The organism is Streptomyces sp. NPDC042346, assembly GCF_055581845.1.
The window spans coordinates 165262-189683 of sequence record NZ_JBVJEH010000002.1; the positions used below are offsets into that span (position 1 = coordinate 165262).

Sequence of the window (24422 nt, forward strand, 5' to 3'; positions counted from 1 at the left end):
CGCTCGTGGGGCGCGTTCGGTCGCGTGTGTCTCGACGTGGTCGAGGCAATCCTGACTGCTCGCACCGATCATGGCCACCCTCTTGGGGAACGGCGCGTCGCCGAAGGTCACCGGAAGAATCGCCCGGCACCGTCTCCCGGAAGGGAAGTCATGCGCGGATCGGCGACGACGACAGGACGACGCACCGTCGCCGACCGCGGTGTCACGCGTCCTGGATCCGCCGGAAGGGGCGGTCCGCCTCCAGGGCGAACGCGACCTCCAGCAGGGTCCGTTCGCTGCCGGGACGGCCGGCGAACATGACACCGATGGGCAGGCCGTCCTCGGTCGCGCTCGCGGAGGGCAGCGAGATCGACGGCGTTCCGACGACGTTGTCGACGGGGGTGAACGCCACGTACGCGAGGATCCGTTCGATCAGGGTCGCGTAGGGAACGGCCGGGCTCAGATGGCCGATCGGCGGTGTCGTGTGGGCCAGCACCGGGGAGAGGACGAGGTCGAGTCCACGGAATCCCGCCGCGTACGCCTCTTTTGTCTTCTTGAGCCTCCGCACCACGCCCGGAGTGCCCTTCCAGTGCTTCAGGTACTCCTCGCGCAGCCCCCGGCTGAGGCCGTCCATGCGGTGCCGGTCGAAGTCCGGGCCGAGCGTGCGGCCGGTGGAGCCGATGAGGAACGACAGCAGTCCCCAGTAGGTGAGGAAGTCGTCGGTGAAGCGGGGGTCGATGGCGAACTCCACCGGCTGCACGGTGTGTCCGAGCCGTTCGAGCCGCTCCACGGTCTCCGCGACGGCGTCCCCGGTGACGGTGTCGGAGGGGACACCGCTCGGTGAGTCCCGCAAGTACCCGATGCGCAGCCGCCGTTCCGAAGGGCCTTCGACCAGGCCGAGGGGCGGCAGCTTCGGGTTGCGCCAGAACCTCTCGGCGTCGGCGAGGAAGGCCGCGGCGTCCCGCACCGAGCGGCTCACGATGCCGTCGGACACGAGGTCCAGGGGCAGTTGGCGGCTCTGGGCGTTCGGGACGACCCTGCCGCGGGTCGGCTTGAGGCCGACGAGTCCGCAGCAGGCGGCGGGTATGCGGATGGAACCGCCGCCGTCGTTGGCGTGGGCGATCGGCACGGCCCCGGCGGCGACGAGCGCCGCGCTGCCGCCCGACGAACCTCCTGACGAGTAGCCCGTGTTCCACGGGTTGCGCACGGGCTCGGCGCCCTCGAACTCGGTGGTCGGGCTGAACCCGAACTCGGGCAGCCGGGTCTTGCCCAGCACCGTGACGCCGCTGCTCAGGAACTGCCGGGTGAACGGCGCGTTCCGCCGTGCCGCGCGCGGGGTGAAGGCCGCGCTGCCGTGACCGGTGGGCAGTCCCACGTAGTCGGTGTTGTCCTTGACGAAGGCGGGGACCCCGGCGAAGGCTCCGCCCGCCCAGGCCGCGGGCGCCGGCGCGGCGACGTGCGCCTGGACCGCGTGGAGCCGCGCGTCGACCGACCGGACCCGCTCGGCGGCGTCCCTGGCGACCTCGGCTGCGCTGACCTCGCCCCGCCGGATCGCGTCGGCGAGACCGACGGCGTCGTGCTCCCCCAGCGCGTCGTCCCGGAAGGCGTGCACCGTGGTCCGTTCTTCTCCGAAAGTCGTCACCGCTACTTCAGCCCCCGGCCGCATGAATGGCTGTCCGCCGTCGAATGGTTGTCCACCATCATCGCCTACCGACAAGTAACACGCGAGGGCATCCACCGAGGGTTTCAGTCGAGCGTCGGGTAGTCCGTGTAGCCCGTCTCGCCGCCGACGTACATCAGGTGCGCGTCCCGGATCGGGTTGAGGGGTGCGCCGGCGCGCATCCGGGCGACGAGGTCGGGGTTGGCCAGGAAGGACCGGCCCAGGGCGATCAGGTCGGCACCGGCGGCCAGGAGGCGCTCACCGGCGGCGCGGCCGCCGTCGGCGGGCAGCGGGCCGGGCCACGGCAGGGCCGGGTTCGCGACGAGGGTGCCGGGCCAGGCCGCGCGGAGGGCGTGGAAGAGGGGCTGGTCCGGGTCGGCGAAGACCACGTGCAGGTAGGCGAGGCCCAGGTCGCTCAGTTCGCCCACGAGGGCGGGGTAGACGGCGTCGACGTCGTCCTCGTGCATGGCGTTGGCGGTGACGCCGGGGGCGATGCGCACGCCCACCTTCTCCGGGCCGATCTCGTCGGCGACCGCGCGGACGACTTCGAGGGTGAAGCGGATGCGGTGGGCGACGGAGCCTCCGTAGCCGTCAGTACGCAGGTTCGTGGCGCTGGACAGGAACTGGTGCAGCAGGTAGCCGTTGGCGGAGTGGACCTCGACGCCGGCGAAGCCCGCGTCCACCGCCCGACGGGCGGCCGCGGCGAAGTCCGCCACGGTGGACTCGATCTGATCGACCGTCATTTCCCGGGGGACCACGGACTCCTGGTGGCCGGACGGGGTGAAGATCGTGTCGGGCAGCGGGACCGGCGACGGGGCGAGCGGGTGGTGCCCCGTGGTCTCCGGGTGTCCGACCCGGCCGCCGTGCTGCAGCTGCAGGAACATCTGCCCGCCGGCCTCCCGCACGGCGTCGGTCACGCGGCGCCAGCCGGCCACGTGCGTGTCGTCGTGGACGGCGGGGATGTTGGGGTACGTGGCGCCCACCGCGTTGGGCGTCGCGGCCTCCGCGATGATCAGCCCGGCCGAGGCCCGCTGGGCGTAGTACGTGGCCATGATCGGCTCCGGAACACCCGTCGCGCTCGCGCGGTTCCGGGTCATCGGCGCCATGACCAGCCGGTTCCGCAGTCGCAGGGCGCCGAGGCGGGCGGGCTCGAAGAGCGGGGAGGCAGCGGCGCCGGTCGTGTCGGCCTGCGGGGAAACCGTCGCGGTCGTGATCTCGGTCGCGGTCGTGGTCGCGGTGGTGGTGCTCATGGTCGTGCTCCTTCATCCGTCTCTTCGGCTCTTCGGTCTTCTGCGGGGCGGCGAGCCCTGCTGAACAGACCTTCGCCGAGCACGCTTCGGGTCCGCTGACGGTCCGCTGACGGTCGGATGATCATCACTGTGTAGGGTCGGGATCCATGAGGTTCGGGGTGCTCGGTCCAGTGGCGGTGTGGAACGCCGACGGAGAACCCGTACGCGTGCCGGAGACCAAGGTGCGGGCGCTCCTCGCCGACCTCCTGGTCCACGACGGGCAGGCCGTGTCGGCCGACCGCCTCGTCCATGACATCTGGGGCGACGCCGCCCCCGGCAATCCGGCCAACGCGCTCCAGGCCAAGGTCTCCCAGTTGCGCAGGGCCGTCGGCCGCGACCGCGTGCTCCACCAGCCGGCCGGGTACCGGCTGCGCCTCGACGACGGCCCTGCCGGGGTCGACGCCGGGCTGTTCCGGCAGCTCGCGGCGCGGGCTCGGCTCGTCGCCGACCCGCGCGCCCGGGCGGCGCTGCTCGGCGAGGCCCTCGACCTGTGGCGCGGGCCCGCGTACGCGGACTTCGCCGACGAGGAGTTCGTACGGCCCGCGGTCCAGCGCCTGACCGAGGAACGGCTCACCGTCGTCGAGGAACAGGCGGAGGCCCGGCTGGAGTTCGGGGATCCGCTGCTGCTCGGCGAGACGGCCGGTCTCGTGACCCGGCATCCGCTGCGCGAGCGGTTGCGCGCCGTGCGGATGCGGGCCCTGTACGGTGCGGGCCGGCAGAGCGAGGCGGTCACCGCGTACACGGAACTCCGCACCCTGCTCGCCGACGAGCTGGGCCTCGACCCGAGTCCCGGTCTGGCGGCGCTGTACGAGGCGATTCTGCGCCAGGACGCGGGGCTGATACCCGTCGCGGCCTCCGACGAGCCGCCGGTCGTCGTCCGTGCCGCACCGGACGGGGAGGCCGGGGAGGCCCGGGAGGTCATGAAGGTCGGAGAGGTCATGGAGGCGGAGGCCACGGCCCCGCCCGTCCTCTCCGACCCGCGGGCGCTCACGCCCCGCCGGCAGCACCTGCCCATTCCGCCGACGACGCTCGTCGGACGCGGCCCCGCACGGGAGGCGGTCGCCGGGCTCGTCCGCACCGAGCGGCTCGTCACGCTGACCGGGCCCGGCGGAGTGGGCAAGACGCGGCTGGCGCTGGCCGTCGCCGAGCAGCTCGCCCGCGACGCGGGCGGCGAACCGGGCGGCGCCCCGGGGGGCGAGGCGGGCGGCGAGGCGGGGGACGACGCGGCCGACGGTGCCGTACCCGGCAGCGGTGGCCTCGACCACCCCGTCCCCGACGGCGTGTGGTTCGTCGAGTTCGGCGGGCTCCGCTCGGACGCGGACGAGCTCGTCCAGGCGGTGGCCTCGGCCCTCGGCGTCCGCGACACGGCGTCGTCGGCGCGCGGTGCCGCCGGCGCCTCGGCCGCGCTGCACGGTGCGCTGCGGGACCGCCGTGTCCTGCTCGTCCTCGACAACTGCGAGCACGTGATCGAACCGGCCGCCGAGCTGGCCGCGTCCCTGCTGCGGACCGCGCCGGGAGTCCGCGTGCTCGCCACCAGCCGGGAGTCGCTCCGCCTCCCCGGGGAGGCGGTATACGCCGTCGCGCCCCTCGGCCCCGACGACGCGGCCCTGCTGTTCACCGAGCGGGCCGTCGCGGCGGCACCCGAGTACAGCTCTGAGTACAGCTCCGCATACGGCTCCGAGTACAGCTCCGAGTTCGGCTCCGAGGACGCGGACGAGAGCGAGCCCGGCGAGGTGCGGGACGCCGTCGCGGAGATCTGCCGACGCCTCGACGGGCTCCCCCTCGCCCTGGAACTCGCCGCCACCCGCGTCCGGGCCCTCGGCGTGCGCGAACTGGCCGCCCGGCTCGGCGACCGCTTCCGTGTCCTCGCCTCCGGACAGCGCGGTCTCCCGGCCCGGCAGCAGACGCTGCGCGCGGTGATCGACTGGAGCTGGGACCTGCTCGACGCCCCCGAGCAGGCCGTCCTGCGCCGCCTCGCCGTCCCCGTCGGCGGATGCACGCTGGACGCGGCGGAGGCGGTGTGCGCGGGCGGCGGCATCGACCGCGACGAGGTGGTCGACCTGGTGGGCCGCCTGGTCGACCGCTCCCTCGTCTCGGCGACGCGGACCGCCGAGGGCCCGCGCTACCGCCTGCTCGAATCGGTCGCCGCGTACGCGCGCGAACGCCTCCACGAGGCAGCCGAGTCCGGAGCCGTGGCGGATCGGCACGCCGACTACTACCGCCGGTTCGCCGAGGACGCCGAACCGCATCTGCGCGGCGCGGGCCAGCGGCGCCGTCTCGCACGGCTGGACGCCGATTCCGCCAACGTCCGCGCCGCCCTCGATCACGCTCTGCGGACGGCCGAGCCGGGCGCCGCGGCGCGCCTGGCCGCCGCCTTGTGCCCCTGGTGGCTGCTGCGGGGCCGGCTGCACGAGGCGCGACGTACCCTCGGCGCGGTCGTGGACGCCTTCCCGGCCGATGTTCCCGCCGACGTGGCTGCCGAACCGCGTGTCCTCCTCGGCGCCTTCGTCATGCTGACGGGCGGGCGCGCACCGGAGACGGACTGTCCCGAGGCGGACATCGCCGACCCGGCGCGGCGGGGTCGCGCGCTGTGGCTGTTCGCGTACGGCCTCTACCACGCGGGCGATCCGGCGACGGCCCATGCAGTCAACTCCCGTTCCCTCGACCGTTTCGCCGAGGCCAGCGACCGGTGGGGCACCGCGGCGGCCCGGGCCCTGCGCGCCCATACCTCCTTCGCTGCCGGAGACCTGCGGACCGCGCGGGAGGACGGCTTCGACGCCGCCTCGGCCTTCCGTGAGCTCGGCGACGGGTGGGGCGAGCTGCTGACCGTGCCGGTGCTCGCCGCGCTCGCCGAGATCGAGGGCGACTACGCCGCCGCCATCGCCCGCCAGACCGAAGGGCTGCGCCTCGCCGAGGGCCTGGGCCTCGCGGTGGAGGCCTCGGCGCGGCTCGGCGGCCTCGGCCGCCTCGCGCTCCTGGCCGGCGACTGGGAGCGGGCCCGCGTCCTGCACGAGCAGGCCCGGCGCGCTGCGGCGGAGCAGGGCCACATGTTCGGGGAGGTGTTCGCGCTCATGGGTCTCGCCCTCGGCGCACGCCGCTCCGGCGACCTCGACGCCGCCGAGCACCACCTGCGGACGATGCGGGACGCGTACCCGTCGTCGACGGCGGGAAAGCACCTCATCCATGTGGAGCTCGGCTTCGTCGCCGCCCTCCGTGGTCAGGTGGCGCAGGCGTCCGCGTATCAGGCGGACGGCCTGGCGTTCGCGGAGCGGCTTGCGGACCCGCGTGCGCTCGCGCTCTCCCTCGAAGGCGTCGCGGGGGTCGCGGCGGGCACGGGCGAAGCGGCGGACTGTACGCGCGCCGCGCTGCTCCTCGGCGCTGCGGACGCGGCCCGGCGGAGCGTGGGGGCGCCGCTCCCGGAGGCCGAGAGCGGCGATGTGCGCCGCATCGCCGCGGCGGCCGTGGCGGCGCTCGGCGAGTCCGCGTACGCCACCGCGTTCCGCGAGGGTGCGGCCCTGCCGCTCGCGGAGGCGGTGCGCACGGCGGCCGCCCGGGCCTGACGCGGGGCCGGATCGGCGGCGGAATCGCCACGCGCGTGCCCCTCGGGGTGGGTGTGGCGTGCGTCACGTTCCGGGAACCCGTTCGGGCCGGTCGGACAGTCCGGTGATATGGACATGAGTGTGCGTGCCCGAATACGAGCGGGCGACTCGGACGCGTTCGGGTCTCTCTTCGACGACTACGCCCGGGCGGTGCACAACCACGCCTTCCGGCTCACCGGCGACTGGTCCGCGGCCGAGGACGTGCTGTCGCTGACGTTCCTGGAGGCCTGGCGGCTGCGGGCGTCGGTGGACCCGGAGGGCGGGTCGCTGCGGCCCTGGCTGCTCGGGATCGCCACCAACGTCGTACGGAACACCCGCCGGGCCGCCCGGCGCCACGAGGCGGCCCTGAACCGGCTTCCCCGCGAGGAGGTGTTCCCCGACTTCGCCGAGGACCTCGTCGGCCGCATCGACGACGCGGGCCGGGTGGCGGCGCTCCAGGGGGCGCTGTCCCGGCTGCGACGCCCGGAGCGCGAGGTCGTCGCCCTGTGCATCTGGTCGGGCCTGGACTACGCGGCCGCGGCCGCGGCCCTCGACATCCCGGTGGGGACGGTCCGTTCCCGCCTGTCCCGCGCCCGCAAGAAGCTCCACAAGTACGCCGGAACCGGCCTCTCGTCACCGACCTCGTCACCGACCTCGTCACCGAACGGGAACCCGGATCCGGGCCGCGGACAGATAGATGGTGACCGCGCCCCCGCGGTCCGGCCCACCCAGGAGGAAGCCCGATGAGCACCACCCCGTCCCGGCCCACCCCGGCCGAACGCGAGGAGATGGCCCGGCTGTTGCCCGTCCCTGCCGAGCGGGACCGGCCCGGCCGCCACCACCAGGCCCTCAAGGACCAGCTGCTGCGCGAGTTCCGGCAGGACGCCGCTCCGGCCGCCGCTCCGGCCGCCAAGCGCCGCTTCGGAGTCCGCCGTCTGACGATCGCCGCGGTTCCGCTCGCCGCGGGCGCCCTGGCCGTGACGCTGGCGACGAGCGGTCAACTCGACCCGCGGCCCGGCGCCGACCCGAACGCCGCCGTGGCCCCGGGCACGGACCGGAGGACGACGGAGGTGACGCCGGCGGCGGTGCTGCTGGACCGCATCGCCACCGTCGCCGCCGCCAAACCCGCGCCCGCCGTCCGCGACAACCAGTTCGTGTACGTCTCCAGCACGGTCGCCTGGTCGAGCCAGAGCGACGTCGACCCCACGATGCGCCTGGACACGCCCCACAGCCGCACGGTCTGGCTCTCGGTCGACGGAAGCCGGACCGGCCTGCTCCGCGAGCGGGGCAAGGACATCCCGCTGGCCGACGCGGTGGACAAGAGCGGCCGGCCCGTGAAGCCCGTCGGCAATGCCCGTCCCACTCTGAACAGCCCGACGTACCGCTACCTGGCGTCGCTGCCCACCGACCCCGACGTGCTCCTGAAGAAGATCTACGACGAGACGAGGGGCCAGGGACCGGGACCGGACCAGGAGGCGTTCGTGACCATCGGCGACCTGCTGCGCGAGCAGCTGGCCCCGCCGAAGGTGAGCGCCGCCCTGTACAAGGCCGCGGCCCGGATCCCGGGTGTCTCGGTCGTCGACGACACCGTCGACGCGGCCGGCCGGCACGGTGTCGCCGTCGCCCGCGTCCACGCCGGCGAGCGGACCGAGTGGATCTTCGACAAGAACACCCTGGAGTTCCTCGGCGAGCGGGGCGTCATGGTCGAGGACACGCCGTGGGCCAAGACCGGCCAGGTCACCGCCACGACGGCCGTCCTGTCCCGCGGCATCACGGACAAGACCGGCGAGAAGCCCGGCCGTACCGACTGATCCGTCGCGACCGGGGACGTACGACGTACCGCGGGGCGGCGTGGCCTCAGTGGCCGCGCCGCCCTGCCTGCGGCGGGACGCCCCGGCGCCTGCCGGGTCACTGCTCGCGCAGGCCCCAGGGCGATCCGTAGGCGGTGAGCAGGTCCAGGAAGGGGCGCGGGGCGAAGGCCTCGGGGCCGAGGACGCCCGACTGCGACCAGGTGCCGGCGGCCAGGAGTTCCAGGGCGACGACCGGGTTGACCGCGGTCTGCCACACGACGGCCTGGCAGCCGTACTCGCGCATCGACCACTCGTTGTCGACCACGTGGTAGAGGTAGACCTCGCGCGGCTCGCCGTCCTTGACGCCCTTGACCCACGTACCCGCGCAGGTCTTGCCGGTCATCCGGTCGCCCAGGGTCGCCGGGTCCGGGAGGACGGCCGCCACGATGTCGCGGGGCGAGACCTCCGCCGGGCCGAGGCTCGTCGCCACCGTGACGGGGGCCGTGCTGTCGAGGCCCAGCGCGTGCAGGGTCCTGAGCTTGCCGATGAAGTCCTCGCCGAGGCCGTACTTGAACGTGACGCGCGCCGCGTCGATCCAGCGCGGTACGAGCAGGACCTCCTCGTGCTCGACGTTCACGCACTCCACGGGGCCGATGCCCTCGGGGAAGTCGAAGACCTCGGGCTCGCTGAACGGCTCGGTGGTGAACCAGCCGCGGCCGGCCTCGTAGACGACCGGCGGGTTGAGACATTCCTCGATGGTCGTCCAGATGTTGAACGACGGGGCGAAGTCGTATCCCTCGACGGTGAGGTTGGCGCCGTCGCGGATGCCGATCTCCTCGATCTCGTCGAAGAGCTCGTCCGCGGCGTAGCGGGCGAAGACGTCGGACATGCCGGGCTCGACGCCCATGCCGACGAGCGCGAGCCGCCCGGCCTTCTCCCACTCCTCGGCCTGCGCGAACTGGGCGTCGCCCAGCTTGACCCCGCACAGCTCGTACGGGCGCTCCGGGTGGGGGCGCGAGAGGGACATCGCCATGTCCAGGTAGTGCGCGCCGGCCGCGGCGGCGGCCTGGAACAGCGGCATCACGAAGCGCGGGTCGGTGGCGTTCAGGAGGACGTCGCAGCGCTGCTCCGTGAGGAGGGCGGCGACCGCCTTCTCGTCGGAGGCGTCCGTGCGGCAGGCGCTGAACCGGGTCGCGTCGTCGCCCAGGGCGGCGACGGCCGCCTCGGCCCGGGCGAGGTCGTAGTCGGCGACGACCATGTGGTCGAAGAACGGGCGGCGGGCCGCGATCCGGGTGATCGCGGTGCCCACGCCACCGGCGCCGACGAGCAGTACACGCATGACAGGAATCTCCCTCTCCGAAGGTGTGACCTCTGGTGCAGGCGATGAAACCCCCGTTGCCTCGCTAACGTCTATGGCGTTGGCATAAGGTGCCCCGGGCGGCGGAAGGAGCCTGTCATGGGCAAGCAGGTGGTGCCGGAGTCGGCGCGCAGACGGCGGAGGCCGACGAAGAACGGCGCGGTGCTCTCGGAGCGGCTGATCGTGGAGACGGCGCTGCGGATGCTGGCCGAGCACGGCGGCGAGGGGCTCACCGCGCGGCGCCTCGGACTCGCGCTGGGCGCCGATCCGAGCACGCTCTACCGGTACTTCGCCGGGATGGACGACCTGACCCTGGCGATCGGGGCGGAGCTCGTCGGGCGGGCTCTGGAGGGCTGGTCGCCCACCGGTGACTGGTGCGGCGACCTGCGCCGTCTGGGTCTGCGCATCCACGGCGCCTATCTCGCGCATCCGCAGGCCGCCGTCCTCACCGCCAGCCGTGTGACCGGGCGGGAGCAGGAGACGGCGGTGGACGAGGCGATCCTGGCCGTGCTGCGGACCGCGGGTTTCCCGGACCCGGACGCGGTACGGATCTACCACGCCTTCATCGACCAGAGCCTCGCCTTCGCCGCCCTGGACGCGGCCTCGCTCGCCCTGCCCGCGGCCGCCCGCGAGGCGGACGAGCGCATGTGGGAATCGGCCTACGCCCGACTGTCGGCGGCCTCGCACCCGCACATCGCCGCCACGGCCGGCCTGCTGGCCGCACGCATGAACCACAGCGCGTATCCGGCGGCCCTGGACATGCTCCTGGACAGCGCGGCCGCCCGGCTCGGTCGGCTGACCGGGCGGGCGACCGCGCGGCCCACGGAGACGTAGTCCGCTTGCGCGGCCCAGGCGTAGTCCGTTTCCGCAGCCCGCGGAGACGTAGTCTCCCTCCGCGGCCCGCGGAGGCGCGGTCTCCCCTCGCTACGCGGCGTCGACCCGCTCGGCGGTGCGCTCCGCCGCCCCGTCCGACGGCAGGTTCCGTGCCGCGCGGCGGCGGCCGGGGAGGACGACGAGGACGATCGCCGTGCCGACGGCCATGATGACCCCGCCGACGAGGCTCGTCGCGGCGACGCCGTGGGCGAAGGACTCGTGGACCGCGCCGACGAGGGCCTGGGCCTGCTGGGGTCCGGCGGCGGGGTCCTGGGCCACCCGTTCGGCGACGGCGAGGCCTGCGCCCACGGAGTCCTGGGCCGTGTGGAGCGCCGCGGCGGGCAGGCGGTTGCCGACCAGGTCGGCCAGTTCGTCCCGGTAGGCCGTACCGAGCAGGGAGCCCAGCACCGCGATGCCGAGGGAACCGCCGAGCTCGAGCGCGGTGTCGTTGGCTCCGCCGCCGACGCCCAGCTCCGACTCGGGGAAGGTGCCCATGATGGTGTCCGTGGCGGGCGAGACGCTCAGGCCGATCGCCAGGCCCAGCATCATCATCGGGGCGAGGAAGTCGCTGTACGTCGAGGCCGTGTCGATCCGGGTGAGCAGGAGGACGGCCGCCGTGCCGATCACCATGCCGGCCACGACCGTGACCTTCATGCCGAGCTTCGGGGTCAGCCGCCCGGTCGCCGCCGCGCCGACGAAGACGGCTCCGGCCAGCGGCAGCAGCCGCACGCCGGTCTCGAGCGCTCCGTAGCCGAGGACGAACTGGAGGAACTGCGTCGCGTAGTAGATCGCGCCGAAGGTTCCGAAGAAGAAGAACAGCACCGCGAGCATGGAGCCGCTGAAGGGGCGCAGCCGGAACTTCCGGACGTCGAGCATGGGGTGCGGGTGCCGCAGCTCCCACCACACGAAGGCCGGCAGGCTCACGCCCGCCACCACGGCGGCGGTGACCGGGCCGGCACCCCAGCCGAAGTGCGGGCCCTCGATGGTCGCGTACACCAGGGCGCCGACGGCGACGATGGACAGCAGGCCGCCCACGTAGTCGATCCGGCCCATGCCCTCGGCCTTCGACGGCGGCACCAGGAACAGCGCGCCGACGACGGCGAGGACCGCGAAGGGGACGTTGATCAGGAACGTGGAGCCCCAGGCGTGGTCCTCCAGGAGCCAGCCGGCGACCAGCGGTCCGACGGCGATGGCGAGGCCCGAGGTGGCGGTCCAGGCCGTGATGGCCCGGGCGCGCTCGTGGCGGGGGAACATCGCGACGAGCAGGGAGAGCGTGGCCGGCATGACGACGGCGGCGCCGATGCCCATGATCGCCCGGGCCAGGATGACGGACGAGGTCTCGTCGACGAGGCTGCCCAGGACGGAGCCGGCCGCGAAGACCACCAGGCCCGTGACGAGGGCGCCCCGGCGGCTGTACTTGTCGCCGATCGCACCGAGCACCAGCATCAGCGCGGCGTACGGGACGGTGTAGCCGTCGATGACCCACTGCAGGTCGCTGCTGCTCAGACCGAGGTCTCGGGTCATGTCCGGCGCCGCCACGATCAGCGACGTGTTCGCCATGACGACGATCAGCAGACTCAGGCACAGGACCAGCAGGGCCCACCAGCGCCGCGCGTACGGCCCGTCCGTCTTCTCGACGGGGGTTTTCAGGAAGGGGGACATGAGGGGGGCTCCTAGCAGGACGAATTACTTGCCCATTGATGTGCAGATTAGATTATTGCCCATCCCTGTGCAAATACTGCGGCTCCCCCGCACATGGCTCTGCCCCGGCGGTGTACGCCGGGGCAGAGAAGAACGGTCGGAGGGCGGGAGGGCCGGTCGTCCGGCGCCTCCCTGGGCTCAATCGGCGGCGGGGGCCTCCGGGAGGACCACCGCGGCGACGTCGTCGACCACGACGCGCGCCTTCGCCTCCGGAACGCCCGCGGCGACGAGTACGGCAACGGCGACCGGGGCCCCGTCGTCCGCGAGCTCGCCGGTGTTGACCGATTCGAGGAGCGCGACCGTCAGGGCCTCCAGCCCGGCGCTCAGCACGGCGGGCGGAAGGTGCGCGGGAAAGACACCGTCCCGCTGGCCCCGCGCCAGGATGCCGGTGGCCTCGGCGCGCGCGGGCGCCAGGATCTCGGCGACCCGCTCGACACCCAGGTCGCGGCGGGCCAGCGCCAGCAGCATCCGGTAGCGGTCCCCCACGGGCCACAACGAGAACACGAAGTGCGCGAGCGCCCGCTCGGCCGGTTCCGCCGGCCGCGCACCCTCGGTCAAGGCGCTCCGCAACGTCTCGGAGGCCTCCTCGGCGAGCGCCTCCAGCAGGGCGTCGCGCCCGGGGAAGTGCCCGAAGAGCGTGCGCCGGACGACGCCCGAGGCCCGCGCCAGCTCCTCCAGCGTGATGTCGGGGTTCCGCCCGAGCTCCCGCCGGGCCGTGGCCAGGATGCGCGCCCGGTTGGACCGCGCGTTGCTGCGCAACGGCTGACGGGCGGCGGGCTTGGTCACGTGAACCTCGGTGGATCGCGAACGAAAGGGGACTCATTCTGGCATGCGGGCGCACGGCCCGGCCCGCGCCGACGCTCCGCCGGAGCCGTCGGCGGACGTCGCCGGCGCTGTGGGTGGAAGTCGCCGGCGCTGTCGGCCGACATCGCCGGTGCTGTCGGCGGACGACGCCGGCGCGCGCCCCGTCAGTCGAGGTAGGCGGCCGTGAGCGCGGCGAAGGCCTCCGGGGTGAGCACCTCCACGCCGAGCTCCTGCGCCTTGACGGCCTTCAAGCTCGGCTTGCCGTTCGCGGCGGGAGCGGCGACCAGGTAGGAGGTCTTGGAGTTGACACCACTGCCGACGCGCCCACCGGCCTTCTCGATCAGCGCGCCCATCTCGGAGCGGCCCCAGCCGTCGAGCGGGCCGGTCATCTTCCCCGTCACGACGACGGTCCTGCCGGTCAGCGGCCCGTCCTCGGCCTGCTCGGAGTCCTCCCGCCGCGGCTCGGTCATGGTGACGCCGGCCGCGATGAGCTTGTCGATCACCGGGGCGAGCGCGGCGACCTGCTCGACGATGACCGGAGCCTTCTCCGGGCCGATGCCCTCGACGTCCTGAAGGACCTCGGCGTCGGCCGCGCGGATGGCCTCCATGGTGCCGAAGTGCTCGGCGATGCGGCGGGACATGCGCCGGCCGGTGCCCGGAATGCCGAGCGCGCAGAAGACGCGGCTGAGGGGGCGGGACTTGGCGAGCTCGATCTGCTCGGCGAGCTTCGCGCCGCGCTTGGCACTGCCGGAGGCGGCGGTGAGCCGGTCCTCGGTGAGGGCGAACAGGTCGGCGACGTCGTGCACGTCGCCGGAGGCGATCAGCGCGTCGACGTACTTCCTGCCGAGGCCGTCGATGTCGAGGATGTCGCGCCCGGCGACGTACTCGATGAGCGGGGCCAGCGCGCAGGCGGTGCCCTTCGCGCAGCGCCACCGCTCCTGGGTCTTGTCGATGGCGCCACCGCAGTGGGGGCACTCCTCCGGCAAGGGGACCGGGGTGGCGTCCTGCGGGCGGAGCTCGACGACGGCGGCCTCGACGCGCGGGATGATGTCGCCGGCCTTGTGGACCGTGACGGTGTCGCCGATGTGGAGGTCGCGCCGGAGGATGTCGGCGGGGTTGTGCAGGGTCGCGCGGGTGACGGTCGACCCGTCGAGCTCGACCGGGGCGAGGATCGCGGTGGGCGCGAGCACGCCCGTACGGCCCACGTCCCAGATCACGTCCTCCAGGACGGTCTGACGCTCGACCGCCGGGAGCTTGTAGGCGATGGCCCAGTAGGGGAAGCGGCTGCCGGATCCGACCGCGGCCTGCTCGGCCGCGCTGTCGGCCTTGATGACGACGCCGTCGATGCCGAAGGGCAGGCCCGCGCGCAGCGCCGCGATCGCGTCGACCTTCTCCTGCGCCTCTGCGAGCGTGGCGACCACGTGCAGCCCGGCCGGGTTGTCCGCCGTCGTCCGCACACCGGCGCGCGCCACCGCGGCCAGCGTCTCGGCGTGGGTGGCCCCGGCGGGGAGGAAATCCCCGCCGTCGAGGTCGACCGCGCCGTACGCCCAGAACGTCATGGCGAGCCGGTACGGACGGTCCTTGGCCCGCAGGGTGCCCGCCGCTCCGTTGCGCGGATTCGCGAAGACCGCGCCGCCGTGCGCGGTGCGCACCTCGTTGGCGGTCTCGAACTGCTCCTGGGTGAACAGGACCTCGCCGCGGGCCTCGAAGGTGGCGGCGACCGGCAGCTGCTCGGGCAGGCCCGCGATCGTGCCGATGACGTGGCTGACGTCCTCGCCCCGGGCGCCGTCGCCCCGGGTGATGATCTGCACGAGCCGTCCGTCGCGGTAGCGGGCGGCGACGGCCGCGCCGTCCATCTTCGGTTCGACGGTGAACCCGCCCGTCGGCTCGTGGCCGAGCCGGCGCTGGAGCGACGCTCCCCAGGCCGCGAGCTCCTCGGGGGCGAAGACGTTGTCCAGGCTGAGGAGGCGCGTGGTGTGGGCGACGTCGCCGACGGGGGCGGCTCCGTCGGCGACCTGGTCGGTGGGCGAGCCCGGCGCGACGGCGTCGGGGTGCTCCTCCTCCCACGCCTTCACGGCCAGCCGCAGCCGGTCGTACGTGACGTCGTCCATGAGGCTGTAGCCCGCGCCGTAGTACGTGCGGGACGCCTCGCGCAGGCGGTCGACAGCGGCCTCGTACGCGGCACGGTCGGACGTGCTGGACATGCCGGAGAACGCCTCATCGGCGGAAAGGATCGTCATGGGGAACATCCTTGCCCATGCCACTGACAACGGCCGTGACGCGACGACCGCACCCGGCGTCCAGCGTCAGGGGCAGGGTCCGGGACCGGCGACCGGCGACCGGCGACCGGCGACCGGCGACCGGCAACGACGAAGGCGAGGAGTTCACGCACTCCTCGCCTTCCTCAAGGTATAGCCCACACGGGGACTTGCGGCAAGACCCCGGGTATGACGCAGAATCAGCGATCTCAGCCACGACCTGCGGAAACGGAAGATCATTGATACTCGACGTCATCATCGCCGGCGGCGGACCGACCGGACTCATGCTGGCCGCCGAACTGCGGCTCCACGGTGTACGGGCCGTCGTCCTCGAGAAGTTGACCGAACCGACCCGGCAGCAGCGTGCGCGCGGCATTCACGTGCGGAGCGTAGAGGTGATGGACCAGCGCGGCCTGCTCGACCGGTTCCGGGCGGTCGGCGAGCCGTTCTCGGTCGGCTCCCTGTTCTCCGCCATCGTCAAGCCGTGGCCGGAGCAGGCGGACACCGCGCATCCGTACGGTCTTCTGCTCCCGCAGACCGAGACCGAGCGGCTGCTCACCGAGCACGCCGTCGAGCTCGGCGTGGAGATCCGGCGCGGCTGCGAACTCGTCGGTCTTGAGCAGGACGAGGACGGGGTGACCGCCGAGCTCGCCGACGGGACCCGGCTGCGGGCCCGCTACCTCGTCGGCTGCGACGGCGGCCGCAGCGCGGTGCGCAAGCTGCTCGGCGTCGGCTTCCCCGGTGAACCCGCGCAGAACGAGACGCTGCTCGGCGAGATGGAGCTCGCCGAGGACCCCGAGACGGTGGCCTCGGTGACGGCGGACGTCCGCAAGACCGTCGTGCGGTTCGGCACCATCCCCAACGGGGACGGGACGTACCGCGTCATCGTGCCCGCCGCGGACGTGAGCGAGGACCGCCCGGCCACGCCGACCCTGGAGGAGTTCAAGGAGCGGCTCCGGGAGGTCGCCGGCACCGACTTCGGCGCGCACTCGCCGCACTGGCTCTCCCGGTTCGGCGACGCAAGCCGTCTGGCGGAGCGCTACCGGGTCGGCCGGGTGCTCCTGGCCGGCGACGCGGCGCACATCCACCCGCCGACCGGCGGGCAGGGCCTCAACCTCGGCGTGCAGGACGCGTTCAACCTCGGCTGGAAGCTGGCCGCCGAGGTGAACGGCTGGGCGCCGGACGGCCTGTTGGACAGCTACCACGCCGAGCGTCACCCGGAGGGCGACCGCGTCCTGACCAGCACCCTCGCGCAGGGCGTGCTCCTGGAGGACGGGCCCGGCCCGAAGGCCCTGCGCGAACTGTTCTCGAAGCTCCTGGACTTCGAGGAGGCCAACCGGTACGTGACCGAGGAGATCACCGCGATCGGGGTCCGCTACGACCTCGGCGAGGGCCACGAGCTGCTCGGCCTGCGGATGCGGGACCTGACGCTGAAGCAGGGGCGCCTGTACGAGCTGATGCGCGGTGGCCGCGGGCTGCTGCTCGACCGGACCGGCAGCCTCTCAGCGGAGGGTTGGGCGGACCGGGTCGACCACGTCGTCGACGCCGCCGAGGAACTCGACGTACCCGCCGTGCTGCTGCGGCCGGACGGGCACGTGGCATGGGTCGGTGACGACCAGGACGAACTGCTCGTCCACCTGGCGAAGTGGTTCGGCACCGCCGCCGGTTGACCGGATCGGCTGCGGCCCGGGGAGCGGGCCGCAGCCGTCGTCGTACGGCTCCGGGCGACGAACGGCGAGAGGCGAGAGGCGAGCGACGAACGGCGAACGGCGAACGGCGAACGGCGAACAGCGAACGGCCGGCGGCGACGCGGGCCGCGCCCCTCACGTGACGCGAGCCACACGGCAGATGGGATGGCAGGCCCCGGGACGGTGGGTCGGATGAACGGCAGCGGAACGTTAGCGCGACGTGAGCACCACTGAGGAAGCTGGGAGGGACCACGGTGGCCGGTGAGCCGGCCGCGGACCAGCAGAACACAGGGGGCCCCACCATGCGCGCCGACCAGCGGCCGCCAGAGACCGGCATGCCCGTTTTAACCGCCGAGCCCGGGTGCCCGACCACACCCGGACCCTCGTGTCGCGCGGGAAAGGGCAGGTAGCCGGAGTGCTCACACAGCGGGTGACGGTGACCGTCCACGCATCCGATCCGCTCAGCAGGGCCGGGCTCATCAGCCACCTGCGGCACCAGCCGACCGTCGACTTCGTCCCCGAGCAGGACGACGGGTGCCGGGACTCCCCGGCGGTGGCCGTGATGCTCGCCGACCGGATCGACGAACCCACGACGGCCGAACTGCGGCGCCTCCTGCGCGGCAGGGACCAGCGTGTCGTCCTCGTCGCCCGGGAGCTGCGCGAACCCGACCTGCTCGCGGTGGTCGAGTACGGGGTGCGCGCCATCATCTGGCGGCACCAGGCCACCGAACAGCGCCTGCTGAGCGCCGTGCACAGCGCCGCCCGCGGCGAGGGCGAGCTGCCGCCGGACCTGGTGAGCCGCCTCCTGAACCAGGTGGGGCGGCTGCAGAGGGCGACGACGGCGGGGACGACCACCGGCGGGGCGGTGCCGCTCTTCGGGATGGCGCCGCGCGAGGTGGACGTGCTGCGGCTGCTCGCCGAGGGCCTGGACACCCGGCAGATCAGCGAGAAGCTCGCCTACTCCGAGCGCACCGTCAAGAACATCCTGCACGCGCTGATGACGCGTCTCCAGCTCACCAACCGGGCGCATGCCGTCGCGTACGCGCTCCGCGAAGGCTACATCTGATGATCCATGAGATCGACGAGGCGCTGCGCCGGCTGCTCGCGCCCGCCGTCACCGGCGACATCGCCTTCGACGCGCCGACCCGCGACTGGGCGGCGCGCCGTAACTCCCCCACCCTGAACGCCTATCTGTACGACATCCGGGAGGACGTGGCCCGGCGGGAGCGCGGTGCCTACGCCGAGCGGGACGCCAACGGGATCGTGACGCGCAGGCGTCAGCCGCCGCGGTGGTTCCGGCTCTCGTACCTGGTGACCGCCTGGACGGCCCGGCCGGAGGACGAACACCGGCTGCTCTCGGGCGCGCTGGCGCTGCTGCTCCCGCACGAGGTGCTGACCGGCGACGCGGTGCCGGAGTCGGTCCGGCCGATCACCGAGTCCCTTCCGCTCTCCGTCGCGGTGCCGCCGGCGGAGTCGCGGTCGCTGGCGGACATCTGGTCGGCGCTCGGCGGCGAGCTCAAGCCTTCCCTGGACGTCGTGGTCAGCACGCCGTTCCCGGTCACCCCCGTGTACGAGGTGGCGCCGCCGGTCACCGAGGGTGCGGAGCTCGTCGTGCGCGGGATCGACGGCGTGCCCGGAGACTCGCGGCCCCGGATGATGCGGCGCTCGGTGACGATGAGCACCACGAGCACCACGAACGGGACGACCGGCACGACCGGGACGACCGGCACGAAGAACGCGGGCGGGCGGTGACGGCGTGCTGGATCTGATCGCCGCGCTGCGTGCGCGCGTCGCCGCGCTCGTGGACGCCCGCGGCGCCGGAGACCCCACGGCGGGCGATCCGCTGCGCGGCCTCTACGTCACCGAGGAGACGGCCCGCCGGATCGCGGCGGAGCCGGTTCGTACGGCGGGGCACGACGACGCCGTCCCGCTGCCGGACACCGACGGTTCGTCCCGACTCGCCCTGCTCGCCCGGACCTTCGGCCTGTCGGCGCTCGACGCGCACATCCTCGTCGCGGCCCTCGCGCCCGATGTGGACCGGGGCTTCGAGGCACTGTACGGGTACCTCAACGACGACGTCGGCCGGCGCCGCGCCACCGTGGCGCTCGCCCTCGACCTCGCCGGCACCGGTCCCCTCGACCCGGCAGCGCGCGACCGCTTCCACTCGGCGGCCCCCCTGCTCTCCGGCGGGTTGCTGATCGTCGAGGACGAGGACCGGCCACTGCCGGGACGGGCACTGCGCGTGCCGGAGCGGCTGGTCGCGCACCTGCTGGGTGACGACAGCCGCCTCGACGCGGAACTGCTCGGCAGAGGTGTGGAGTTGCTGCCGCCGACCGAGACGGGCCAGGCCCCGGCGGCGACGGCGGCCGGGACGCTCGGTGCCCGCGTCGCGGCCGCCGGGCCCGTGACCGTACACCTGCGGGAGCGCGTCCCCGGTGCCGCCACCGATTCCGTCGTGGCCGCGCTGCGCGAGGCCGGGCGGCCCGTACTGCGGTACCGGCCGGAGTCCGTCGACGCCGTGGCGGCGCGCGCGCTCCTCCGCGAGGCGCGGCTGCGTGGCGCCGCCGTGGTCGTCGAGCCGCTGCCGACGCAACCCGGTCCGCTCGTACGGGCGTTGGCCTCGTCCGGGGCGACGGTGGTCCTCGCGGGCACCGACGCGCCCGACCCGAGGTGGGCGCCGGACGCGGAGCTGCTCGCGCTCGACGCCCCGGGTGTGACACCGGGTTCCGGCGACCTCTGGCACCGGGAACTGGGGGTGCTGGAGGGGGACTTCGATCTGGACGAGGCCACCGCGCCGTACCGCCTCAGCGGCGACCAGGTCCGCCGGGCGGCCCGCTCGGCGCGGGCCCTCGCGGCGTTCGAGGGAACCGCGCCGACCCTCGCGCAGGTGCAGCGCAGTGCCCGGCTCGTCTCCGCGCCGCTCCTCGACAGCCATGCGCGGCGGATCCGGCCCGCCGTCGGCTTCGCCGACATCGTCCTGCCCGAGGAGCCGCTGGGCATGCTGCACGAGCTGACGGGGCGGGCCCGCAACCGGGAGCGCGTACTCGGCGAGTGGCGGCTGCGCACCGGCGGCGGACGCGGTCGCGGTGTCGTCGCGCTGTTCGCCGGCGAGTCGGGCACCGGAAAGACGCTGGGCGCCGAGGTGGTCGCGGGCGAACTGGGCCTGGACCTCTATGTGGTGGACCTCTCGTCGGTGGTGGACAAGTACGTCGGCGAGACGGAGAAGAACCTGGAGCGGATCTTCGTCGAGGTGGACCGCACCGACTGCGTGCTGCTCTTCGACGAGGCCGACGCGGTCTTCGGGAAGCGGTCGGAGGTGAAGAGCTCGCACGACCGGTACGCCAATCTGGAGAGCGCGTATCTGCTCCAGCGGCTGGAGTCCTTCGCCGGGATCGCGGTGCTCACCACCAACCTCCGGGCCAACATCGACGAGGCGTTCACCCGCCGGCTCGACCTGGTAGTGGAGTTCCCGTTCCCGGACGCCGAGCAGCGGGTCGCGCTCTGGCACTCCTGCCTGGCGGGCACGCCGAAGGCCGACGGCCTGGGCGAGGAGATCGCGCGCTGCGCGGCGCAGTTCGAGCTCGCGGGCGGCGCGATCCGGTCGGCGGCGGTGACGGCCGGCTATCTGGCGGCGGCGCGCGGCACGGCGGTGACCGGAGCGGACGTACGGGCCGGGGCGCGGCGCGAGTACGAGAAGGCGGGGCGGCTCGTGCTCGACGCGGGCATGCCCTGGGCACCGTAGGAACATCAGGGGGGCGTGCCCCCTGAGACCTCGACGAGGGGGCCACCCGTGCGGGTGGCCCCCTCGTCCGTTCACGTCCTGGCCGGCCGGCTCAGCGCTTCACGCTGCCGCCGACCATCTTCTTGAGTGTGTTGCCGTCGACGGTGCCCGTGGCCGGCAGTCCGACGGCCGACTGGTACTGCTTGATGTGGTCGGTGACCTGGGTGCTGTACTTGCTGGTCTTGTCCCGCTTCCAGCGGAAGTGGTCGATGCCGTACTGGGCGTTGGTGCGCGCCACGACCATGTCGCCGGAATCGAAGCCGCGGTTGATCGCCCACCAGAAGGCCGCCATCAGCTGCGTGGTCTGCCAGGTGGTGGTGCCGGGCTTCACCGAGTCGACGGTGATCCCCTGGGCCCACAGAGAGGTGAGGGTGGCCCGGCCCAGCTCGCCCGCCGTGTCGGTGTGGAAGATCGCGGCGGAGTTCTTCCCCTTGTTCTCTCCCTCCGAGACGACGAGGTTCTGGTAGCAGATCAGGGAGGCGCGGGTCCGCGTGTCGATCACTCCCCTGGTCCAGCCCGGCTTGAGGTCGCAGGCGTTGTCGAGGGAGGCCAGCCGCTCCTGGGCGAACTCGACGACGAGCTCAGGTGCGTCGCCCATGCGCCACGGGGGTTGGTTCCTCACCGGGGCGGGCGGGGGCGTGGTCTGCTTGTTCCCGCCGGTGGTCGGTGCCGGTGCGGTGGCATCACCGCCGTCGTCCTGCACGGGCTGGGTCGACGTGCCTTCGCGGGGCAGGGCCTCGGTCGTTTCGCCGCCCGAATTGCCGCCGGCCCCACCGCCTCCGCCGCCGTTCCCGCCGTCTCCGCCGCCCCCGCCGTCGCCCTGTTCGAGGGGCGGCGGTGCCGCCCCGTCGGTGGGGGGCGGGGCGCCGCCGGAATCGTCCCCGCCGGGCGGCGGCGCTGCCGCGTCGCTGGGCGGCGGGGGCGCTTCGGGCAGCGTGTCCCCACTGCCCTGCGGCGCGGGTCGGGGCGCGTTCGTCGCCCGGATCTCCTTGGCCGCGCTGACGATCTTCGGCGAGAAGTTGAACCAGAGCACGACGAAGGCGATCACGGCGGTCAGGAGGAGTCCGCCCACCACCACGAGCCAGTTCCCGAGGACGGGCCGCTGGTCGAACGTGGCGTCGAGGTCGAGGGCGGTGTCGTCGCCGGCCCGCCGCACGGCCACGGTGAAGCGGTGCGACTCCTCGGCACCGGTCCACCGCACCGACTGCGGCCGCACCACGAGTTCGCCGAACGCGGCGCGGCCCGGGGCGATCTGCACGGCGTTGGGCCGTACGTCGAAGGTGAGGCGGTTCGCCTCGTCGCGCGCCACGAGGGACGCGGTCAACGGGGTGTTGCCGAGGTTGTCCACCGCGATCCGGGCCCGGCCGCGGAAGCGGCCTATGAGCGCGGGTGGCAGCAGTTCGGCGCGCGTCTCGGTGAAGGGCGTGACGGTCAGCCGGCCCTCCAGCACGTCCCGGGCACCGGTGTTCTCCCGGGGGTCGACACGGATGCCGTACGCGACGGGTCCGGCCTCCACGTCCGACGAGCGGGGCGGGGCGAACGAGATCTCGGCGGTCCCCTCGCTGCCCGGGTAGAGGCGGAGGACGTCCGGCTCCACCCGGGACCAGCCCGAGGGTTTGCCGACGATCGAAAGCCGGTACTCCTCGACGGTGTCCCCGGTGTTGCGTACCCGCAGGCGGGCGGAGGTCCGGGCCCCTGGCTCGACGGTCACATCGGCCGGGTCCAGAGAGGTCCACATGGTCATGGGCGAAGGCTAGGGGGGAGGGCGGGGTGCGCGGCTGCCCGAACGACCCTGTTCGCGGGCAGGATGCGGTGCCCCCGACGCCCCCTGTGGCGACCCGTCGGGCACGGGACTTTCGGGCAGGTCCTCCTGCCCTCGCGCCCGCCCGTTCACTCCTCCCGCGAGGGACGGGTTCGGAGGAGAGTCGGTCGTGTCGGAGCGCCGCGACGACGCCGATGCCGACGCCGCGGCCGTGAACCGCCGTGTCTCCGCGGTCACCGGCCGACAGACCCCACCACCGAGGAGCAACCGAGCGTGCCCACCTACCTGTCCCCCGGCGTCTACGTCGAGGAAGTCGCCAGCGGCTCCCGTCCCATCGAGGGCGTCGGGACGTCCGTCGCCGCGTTCGTCGGCCTTTCGCCCGTCGGGCCGCTGAACGAGCCGGTGCTCGTCACCAACTGGTCGCAGTACGTGGCCTCGTTCGGCGACTTCACGGACGGGTACTACCTCGCCCACTCCGTCTACGGGTTCTTCAACAACGGCGGCACGGCGGCGTACGTCGTGCGCGTCGGCGGCGGGGACGCGCTGGGCGCCACGCAGGCCATCGGGTCCGCCGAGCCGGCCGTGCCGCAGCTCGTCGCCGGTGAGGCCGTCGCGCTCGGCGCGTTCCGTGTCGCCGCGATCGCCGCCGGATCGGAGGCGGGCGGGTCGCTCACCGTCGAGGTGCAGGACGTCGAGGGCGACGCCGAGCGTTTCAAGCTGGTCGTCAAGGACGGCGAGAAGGTCGTCGAGAGCTTCGACGCCTCCGCCAAGAAGAGCGCCCGCAACTACGTCGTGGCGCAGGTCAAGCAGCGCTCCAAGACCATCCTCCTGGAGGAGGCCGCGGCCGGCGGGCAGCTCGCCAGGCCCGAGGCGCAGGCCGTGACCCTCGCCCCGCCCGCGCAGGTGCCCGCACCGGTCGCGGCGCGGGCCGGCGCGTCCGCCGCGCTGGAGTCCGGGCAGTTCATCGGCGACTCCGCCGACCGCACCGGCTTCGGCGGCCTGGAGGCGTACGACGAGATCAACATGGTCGCCGTGCCCGACCTGATGGCCGCCTATCAGCAGGGGCTCATCGACCTGGAGCAGGTCAAGGCCGTCCAGCTCGGTCTCATCGCGCACTGCGAGCTCATGGGCGACCGGATGGCGATCCTCGACCCGCCGCCCGCCCTCAACGCCCGCGACATCCGCACCTGGCGTCAGGAGACGGCCGGTTACGACTCCCGGTACGCGGCCCTCTACTACCCGTGGATCAAGTCGTTCGACCCGGCCACCGGCCAGACCCGCACGGTTCCGCCGTCCGGCCACATGGCCGGCGTCTGGGCCCGGAACGACTCCGAGCGCGGTGTCCACAAGGCTCCCGCCAACGAGATCGTGCGCGGCGCCGTCGACCTGGAGCTCCAGATCACGCGCGGCGAGCAGGACCTGCTCAACCCGATCGGCGTGAACTGCATCCGTGCGTTCCCGGGCCGCGGCATCCGGGTGTGGGGCGCGCGGACCCTGGCCTCCGACCCGGCCTGGCGCTACCTGAACGTCCGCCGTTACTTCAACTACCTCGAGGAGTCCATCCTCGTCGGTACGCAGTGGGTCGTCTTCGAGCCCAACGACCAGTCGCTGTGGGCGCGGATCCGCCGCAACATCTCGGCCTTCCTCGTCAACGAGTGGCGTCAGGGCGCCCTGTTCGGCCAGCGCGCCGAGGACGCCTTCTACGTGAAGTGCGACGCCGAGACGAACCCGCCGGAGTCGGTCGACCTCGGCCGCGTGGTCTGCGAGATCGGCATCGCCCCGGTGAAGCCCGCCGAGTTCGTGGTCTTCCGCCTCGCGCAGTTCCAGGGCGGTGGCGGCGACCTGGAGGAGTAGACCTCCCCCGCCGCGCCACCGCACCGCCCCTCCCTCACGCCAGCACCC

16 protein-coding genes are annotated in these 24422 nt (G+C 73.5%); 9 read left to right on the forward strand and 7 right to left on the reverse strand.

Translation table 11 applies throughout. From position 1 onward, the window contains the following. Nucleotides 1-202: 202 nt before the first annotated feature. Both ACZ6K0_RS09405 and ACZ6K0_RS09410 read right to left on the reverse strand, forming a co-directional pair. A complete protein-coding gene (locus ACZ6K0_RS09405; RefSeq protein WP_469234118.1) occupies nt 203-1621 on the reverse strand; it encodes an amidase in 1419 nt (472 codons plus the stop codon). Between the two features lie 104 nt (nt 1622-1725). Continuing rightward, complete coding sequence (locus tag ACZ6K0_RS09410; protein WP_469234116.1) at nt 1726-2889, reverse strand: alkene reductase; 1164 nt, start codon at nt 2887-2889, stop codon at nt 1726-1728. Between the two features lie 146 nt (nt 2890-3035). Here ACZ6K0_RS09410 and ACZ6K0_RS09415 point away from each other — a divergent pair, with 146 nt between their 5' ends. The 3 genes from ACZ6K0_RS09415 to ACZ6K0_RS09425 all read left to right on the forward strand — a co-directional run bounded on the left by ACZ6K0_RS09415 (nt 3036) and on the right by ACZ6K0_RS09425 (nt 8317). Then, nucleotides 3036-6488 carry an AfsR/SARP family transcriptional regulator gene (locus tag ACZ6K0_RS09415; RefSeq protein WP_469234114.1) on the forward strand — a complete coding sequence of 1151 codons (3453 nt, stop codon included), beginning with the start codon at nt 3036-3038 and terminating at the stop codon, nt 6486-6488. Between the two features lie 108 nt (nt 6489-6596). Then, on the forward strand, nt 6597-7253 hold the full coding sequence (locus ACZ6K0_RS09420) for an RNA polymerase sigma factor (RefSeq protein WP_469234112.1): 657 nt from the start codon (nt 6597-6599) through the stop codon (nt 7251-7253). Continuing rightward, on the forward strand, nt 7250-8317 hold the full coding sequence (locus ACZ6K0_RS09425) for a CU044_5270 family protein (protein ID WP_469234110.1): 1068 nt from the start codon (nt 7250-7252) through the stop codon (nt 8315-8317). The genes ACZ6K0_RS09420 and ACZ6K0_RS09425 overlap by 4 nt, the downstream gene beginning before the upstream one ends. Nucleotides 8318-8414: 97 nt before the next feature. Here ACZ6K0_RS09425 and ACZ6K0_RS09430 read toward each other — a convergent pair whose 3' ends face one another. Next, complete coding sequence (locus tag ACZ6K0_RS09430) at nt 8415-9635, reverse strand: saccharopine dehydrogenase family protein (protein WP_376406388.1); 1221 nt, start codon at nt 9633-9635, stop codon at nt 8415-8417. Nucleotides 9636-9752: 117 nt separating this feature from the next. On the opposite strand from ACZ6K0_RS09430, the gene ACZ6K0_RS09435 reads away from it, so the two are divergent. Next, entirely contained in the window at nt 9753-10487 is a 735-nt protein-coding gene (locus ACZ6K0_RS09435) for a TetR/AcrR family transcriptional regulator (RefSeq protein WP_469234108.1), read from the forward strand. A 90-nt stretch (nt 10488-10577) separates the two neighbouring features. Here the strand turns inward: ACZ6K0_RS09435 and ACZ6K0_RS09440 are convergent, their stop codons facing one another. From ACZ6K0_RS09440 to ligA, 3 genes are all read right to left on the reverse strand, one after another. Further along, entirely contained in the window at nt 10578-12188 is a 1611-nt protein-coding gene (locus tag ACZ6K0_RS09440) for an MFS transporter (protein WP_469234107.1), read from the reverse strand. A gap of 177 nt (nt 12189-12365) precedes the next feature. Continuing rightward, nucleotides 12366-13013 (reverse strand): TetR/AcrR family transcriptional regulator, encoded by a 648-nt coding sequence (locus ACZ6K0_RS09445; RefSeq protein WP_376406393.1) that lies wholly within the window; start codon nt 13011-13013, stop codon nt 12366-12368. Nucleotides 13014-13195: 182 nt separating this feature from the next. Then, a complete protein-coding gene (gene ligA, locus ACZ6K0_RS09450) occupies nt 13196-15271 on the reverse strand; it encodes an NAD-dependent DNA ligase LigA (RefSeq protein WP_469234105.1) in 2076 nt (691 codons plus the stop codon). A 260-nt stretch (nt 15272-15531) separates the two neighbouring features. Between ligA and rox the strand changes: the two genes are divergently transcribed. The 4 genes from rox to ACZ6K0_RS09470 all read left to right on the forward strand — a co-directional run bounded on the left by rox (nt 15532) and on the right by ACZ6K0_RS09470 (nt 20719). After that, nucleotides 15532-16959, forward strand: a complete 1428-nt coding sequence (gene rox / locus ACZ6K0_RS09455) for a rifampin monooxygenase (RefSeq protein WP_469234349.1) — start codon at nt 15532-15534, stop codon at nt 16957-16959. A 433-nt stretch (nt 16960-17392) separates the two neighbouring features. After that, nucleotides 17393-18043, forward strand: coding sequence for a helix-turn-helix transcriptional regulator (locus ACZ6K0_RS09460; RefSeq protein ID WP_376406397.1), 651 nt, complete (start codon nt 17393-17395; stop codon nt 18041-18043). Further along, complete coding sequence (locus ACZ6K0_RS09465) at nt 18043-18729, forward strand: Pvc16 family protein (protein ID WP_376406399.1); 687 nt, start codon at nt 18043-18045, stop codon at nt 18727-18729. The genes ACZ6K0_RS09460 and ACZ6K0_RS09465 overlap by 1 nt, the downstream gene beginning before the upstream one ends. Before the next feature lie 4 nt (nt 18730-18733). Next, entirely contained in the window at nt 18734-20719 is a 1986-nt protein-coding gene (locus ACZ6K0_RS09470; RefSeq protein ID WP_469234103.1) for an ATP-binding protein, read from the forward strand. Between the two features lie 91 nt (nt 20720-20810). On the opposite strand, the gene ACZ6K0_RS09475 is transcribed toward ACZ6K0_RS09470, so the two are convergent. Further along, a complete protein-coding gene (locus ACZ6K0_RS09475) occupies nt 20811-22502 on the reverse strand; it encodes a peptidoglycan-binding protein (protein ID WP_469234101.1) in 1692 nt (563 codons plus the stop codon). 291 nt (nt 22503-22793) lie between these two features. Here ACZ6K0_RS09475 and ACZ6K0_RS09480 point away from each other — a divergent pair, with 291 nt between their 5' ends. Beyond that, nucleotides 22794-24374 (forward strand): phage tail sheath family protein, encoded by a 1581-nt coding sequence (locus ACZ6K0_RS09480; protein ID WP_376406405.1) that lies wholly within the window; start codon nt 22794-22796, stop codon nt 24372-24374. Nucleotides 24375-24422 lie beyond the last annotated feature (48 nt).

What these genes read in the sequence shown, in the direction of transcription:
- ACZ6K0_RS09410 (WP_469234116.1), bottom strand. Translation starts at nt 2,889, where the DNA reads ATGAGCACCACCACCGCGACCACGACCGCGACCGAGATCACGACCGCG.
- ACZ6K0_RS09435 (WP_469234108.1), top strand. Translation starts at nt 9,753, where the DNA reads ATGGGCAAGCAGGTGGTGCCGGAGTCGGCGCGCAGACGGCGGAGGCCG.
- ACZ6K0_RS09425 (WP_469234110.1), top strand. Translation starts at nt 7,250, where the DNA reads ATGAGCACCACCCCGTCCCGGCCCACCCCGGCCGAACGCGAGGAGATG.
- ACZ6K0_RS09475 (WP_469234101.1), bottom strand. Translation starts at nt 22,502, where the DNA reads ATGACCATGTGGACCTCTCTGGACCCGGCCGATGTGACCGTCGAGCCA.
- ACZ6K0_RS09440 (WP_469234107.1), bottom strand. Translation starts at nt 12,188, where the DNA reads ATGTCCCCCTTCCTGAAAACCCCCGTCGAGAAGACGGACGGGCCGTAC.
- ligA (WP_469234105.1), bottom strand. Translation starts at nt 15,271, where the DNA reads ATGACGATCCTTTCCGCCGATGAGGCGTTCTCCGGCATGTCCAGCACG.
- ACZ6K0_RS09430 (WP_376406388.1), bottom strand. Translation starts at nt 9,635, where the DNA reads ATGCGTGTACTGCTCGTCGGCGCCGGTGGCGTGGGCACCGCGATCACC.
- ACZ6K0_RS09415 (WP_469234114.1), top strand. Translation starts at nt 3,036, where the DNA reads ATGAGGTTCGGGGTGCTCGGTCCAGTGGCGGTGTGGAACGCCGACGGA.
- ACZ6K0_RS09465 (WP_376406399.1), top strand. Translation starts at nt 18,043, where the DNA reads ATGATCCATGAGATCGACGAGGCGCTGCGCCGGCTGCTCGCGCCCGCC.
- ACZ6K0_RS09420 (WP_469234112.1), top strand. Translation starts at nt 6,597, where the DNA reads ATGGACATGAGTGTGCGTGCCCGAATACGAGCGGGCGACTCGGACGCG.